Raw genomic sequence first — 3452 nt, 5'->3', positions numbered from 1 at the left:
CAACCCCCCCTCCCAGCGCCACCACAAACGCGATGCCCCCGGTTCCGCTGCCGGTCAAAGGGGCCGCGGCGGGGCAATTCGGGCGATAGCGACCCAGGCGACAGGTCGCGGCACGATATCAAACCCATAGCTTACGGAGCGGTTTTGTAGGGTATACACAAAAACCTAAGACGAGGTTCATAATCTGTTACACCCGCTAAAACCGTTTCCACAGTGTTCTCTTAAACACGTGATTGCATTGCTTGCGCCCGGACAGGGTTCGCAGACCGAGGGGATGCTCTCGCCATGGCTGGAGCTCGCCGGCGCCGCTGACCAATTGGCGCTGTGGTCCAAGGCCAGTGGCCTCGACCTTGTGCGCCTGGGCACCACCGCATCGACCGAAGAGATCACCGACACCGCGGTCACCCAGCCGCTGGTGGTGGCCGCCACGCTGTTGGCCCACCAGGAGCTGACCAGGCGTGGCCTGCTGTCGGACGCGGAACTGGTCGTGGCCGGCCACTCCGTCGGAGAGATCGCCGCCTACGCGATCGCCGGCGTGATCGCCGCCGACGACGCCGTCGCGCTGGCCGCCACCCGCGGCGCCGAGATGGCCAAGGCCTGCGCCGTCGAGCCGACCGGCATGTCCGCGGTGCTCGGTGGCGACGAGGGCGAGGTGCTGGCCCGCCTCGAGCAGCTCGACTTGTTCCCCGCCAACCGCAACGCCGCCGGGCAGATCGTTGCCGCCGGCTCGCTGACCGCGCTGGAGAAGCTGGCCGAAGACCCGCCGGAAAAGGCCCGGGTGCGCGCGCTCGGTGTGGCCGGAGCGTTCCACACCAAGTACATGGCGTCGGCACTCGACGGTTACGCCGCTGCGGCGGCCGCCGTCCAGACGTCCGAGCCCACCGCCACGCTGCTGTCCAACCGTGACGGCAAGCCGGTCGCCTCGGCGGCCGCGGCGATGGAGGCGTTGGTCGCTCAGTTGACCCAGCCGGTGCGCTGGGACCTGTGCACCGCGACGCTGCGTGACCTGGAAGTCGCTGCGGCCGTGGAGTTCCCGCCTGCGGGCGCTCTCACCGGTATCGCCAAACGAGAACTTCGGGGGGTTACGGCTCGTGCCGTCAAGTCGCCCGCAGACCTGGACGCTTTGGCCGAGCTCTAAAGCCAGCTCGGCCAGTTGCACAACCAGTACAACCGCATAGCACGTCAATTCGACTAATACACAACACATTACGAAGGGAAGAAGCTGTGGCTGTCAGCCAGGAAGAAATCATCGCCGGTATCGCCGAGATCATCGAAGAGGTGACCGGTATCGAGCCCTCCGAGGTCACCCCGGAGAAGTCGTTCGTCGACGACCTGGACATCGACTCGCTGTCGATGGTCGAGATCGCCGTGCAGACAGAGGACAAGTACGGCGTCAAGATCCCCGACGAGGACCTCGCCGGTCTGCGTACCGTCGGTGACGTCGTCTCCTACATCCAGAAGCTCGAGGAAGAGAACCCCGAGGCTGCCGAGGCGCTGCGGGCAAAGCTGGAGACCGAGAACCCCGAGGCGGTCGCCAACGTCAAGTCGAGGCTGGAAGCAGACAGCAAGTGAGCAAACCTTCCACTGCTAATGGCGGTTACCCCAACGTTGTGGTAACCGCCGTCACGGCGACGACATCGATCGCGCCGGACATCGAGAGCACGTGGAAGGGTTTGTTGGCCGGCGAAAGCGGCATCCACGTCCTCGAAGACGAGTTCATCACCAAGTGGGATCTGCCGGTCAAGATCGGTGGACACCTCAGGGAGCCCATCGACGAACGCATGAGCAGGCTCGACATGCGCCGCATGTCCTACGTGCAGCGGTTGGCCAAGCTGCTCAGCGGTCAGTTGTGGGAGACCGCCGGTAACCCGGAGCTCGATCCCGACCGGTTCTCGGTCGTGGTCGGCACCGGGCTCGGCGGTGCCGAAAGGATCGTGGAGAGCTACGACCTGATGAACGAGGGCGGCCCCCGCAAGGTGTCGCCGCTGGCGGTGCAGATGATCATGCCCAACGGCGCCGCCGCCGTGGTCGGCCTGCAACTCGGCGCCCGCGCCGGGGTGATCACCCCGGTGTCGGCCTGTTCGTCGGGTTCCGAGGCGATCGCCCACGCGTGGCGTCAGATCGTCATGGGCGACGCCGACGTCGCGGTGTGCGGTGGTGTCGAGGGTCCCATCGAGGCGCTGCCGATCGCGGCGTTCTCGATGATGCGAGCCATGTCGACGCGCAACGATGAGCCCGAGCGCGCATCGCGGCCGTTCGACAAGGATCGCGACGGCTTCGTGTTCGGTGAGGCCGGGGCGCTGCTGCTCATCGAGACCGAGGAGCACGCCAAGGCACGCGGCGCCAAGCCGCTGGCCCGGCTGATGGGGGCCGGCATCACCTCGGACGCGTTCCACATGGTCGCGCCGGCGGCGGACGGCGTGCGCGCGGGCCGGGCGATGACGAGGTCGCTCGAGCTGGCGGGGTTGTCTCCCAAAGACATCGACCACGTCAACGCGCACGGCACCGCGACGCCGATCGGTGACACGGCCGAGGCCAACGCGATTCGGGTTGCCGGTTGCCAGGAGGCGGCGGTGTACGCACCCAAGTCGGCCCTGGGGCACTCCATCGGTGCGGTCGGGGCTTTGGAATCTGTTCTCACGGTATTGAGCCTTCGGGACGGCGTGATACCGCCAACACTCAACTACGAAACACCCGATCCCGAAATCGATTTGGACGTCGTCGCGGGCGAACCCCGCTATGGCGATTTCCGTTATGCGATCAACAACTCGTTCGGGTTCGGTGGCCACAACGTGGCACTCGCCTTCGGGCGTTACTGATTACGGCGTCCGGCGACGACGCGGGCCGCAAACGGCCCGAGAAGCCGGACAAGATGGAAGGAACGTTCGCAAGACCCATGACAGAGCTGGTTACCGGGAAAACGCTCCCGAACGTGGTCGTCACTGGCGTCGCCATGACGACCGCGTTGGCCACTGATGCCGAGACCACCTGGAAGCTGTTGCTGGACAGCCAAAGTGGTATCCGCAAACTCGAGGATCCGTTCGTCGAGGAGTTTGACCTGCCGGTGCGCATCGGCGGGCACCTGCTGGAGGAATTCGACAGCCAGTTGACCCGCGTGGAGCTGCGTCGGACGGGCTACCTGCAGCGGATGTCGACCGTGCTGGGCCGGCGGGTCTGGGAGATCGCCGGCTCCCCCGAGGTCGACCCCGACCGGCTGATGGTGTCCATCGGCACTGGCCTGGGTTCGTCGGAAGAGATGGTCTTCAGCTACGACGACATGCGCGCTCGTGGCATGAAGGCCGTCTCTCCGCTCGGTGTCCAGAAGTACATGCCCAACGGCGCCTCGGCGGCGGTGGGATTGGAGCGCCAGGCCAAGGCCGGGGTGATCACGCCGGTGTCGGCGTGCGCGTCCGGGTCCGAGGGGATCGCGCAGGCCTGGCGCAACATCGTCT

The 3452-nt window shown here is 66.2% G+C and carries 3 protein-coding genes and 1 pseudogene; all 4 read left to right on the top strand.

What is annotated here, in order from left to right; all coding sequences use genetic code 11:
* Positions 1–229: 229 nt before the first annotated feature.
* A complete protein-coding gene (locus tag BST14_RS27660; protein WP_083067442.1) occupies positions 230–1138 on the top strand; it encodes an ACP S-malonyltransferase in 909 nt (302 codons plus the stop codon).
* An 86-nt stretch (positions 1139–1224) separates the two neighbouring features.
* Positions 1225–1572 (top strand): meromycolate extension acyl carrier protein AcpM, encoded by a 348-nt coding sequence (gene acpM / locus BST14_RS27655; protein ID WP_007770614.1) that lies wholly within the window; start codon positions 1225–1227, stop codon positions 1570–1572.
* On the top strand, positions 1569–2819 hold the full coding sequence (kasA, locus tag BST14_RS27650; protein ID WP_083067441.1) for a 3-oxoacyl-ACP synthase KasA: 1251 nt from the start codon (positions 1569–1571) through the stop codon (positions 2817–2819). Before acpM ends, kasA begins: the two co-directional genes overlap by 4 nt.
* A gap of 77 nt (positions 2820–2896) precedes the next feature.
* A pseudogene (kasB, locus tag BST14_RS27645) lies at positions 2897–3452 on the top strand (3-oxoacyl-ACP synthase KasB); the annotation flags it as partial.

This window comes from Mycobacterium arosiense ATCC BAA-1401 = DSM 45069 (genome assembly GCF_002086125.1).
GTDB classification, from domain to species: Bacteria; Actinomycetota; Actinomycetes; order Mycobacteriales; family Mycobacteriaceae; genus Mycobacterium; species Mycobacterium arosiense.
The sequence above is the reverse complement of the archived record's forward strand: the minus strand, read 5'-3'. Positions and strand labels throughout refer to the sequence as shown.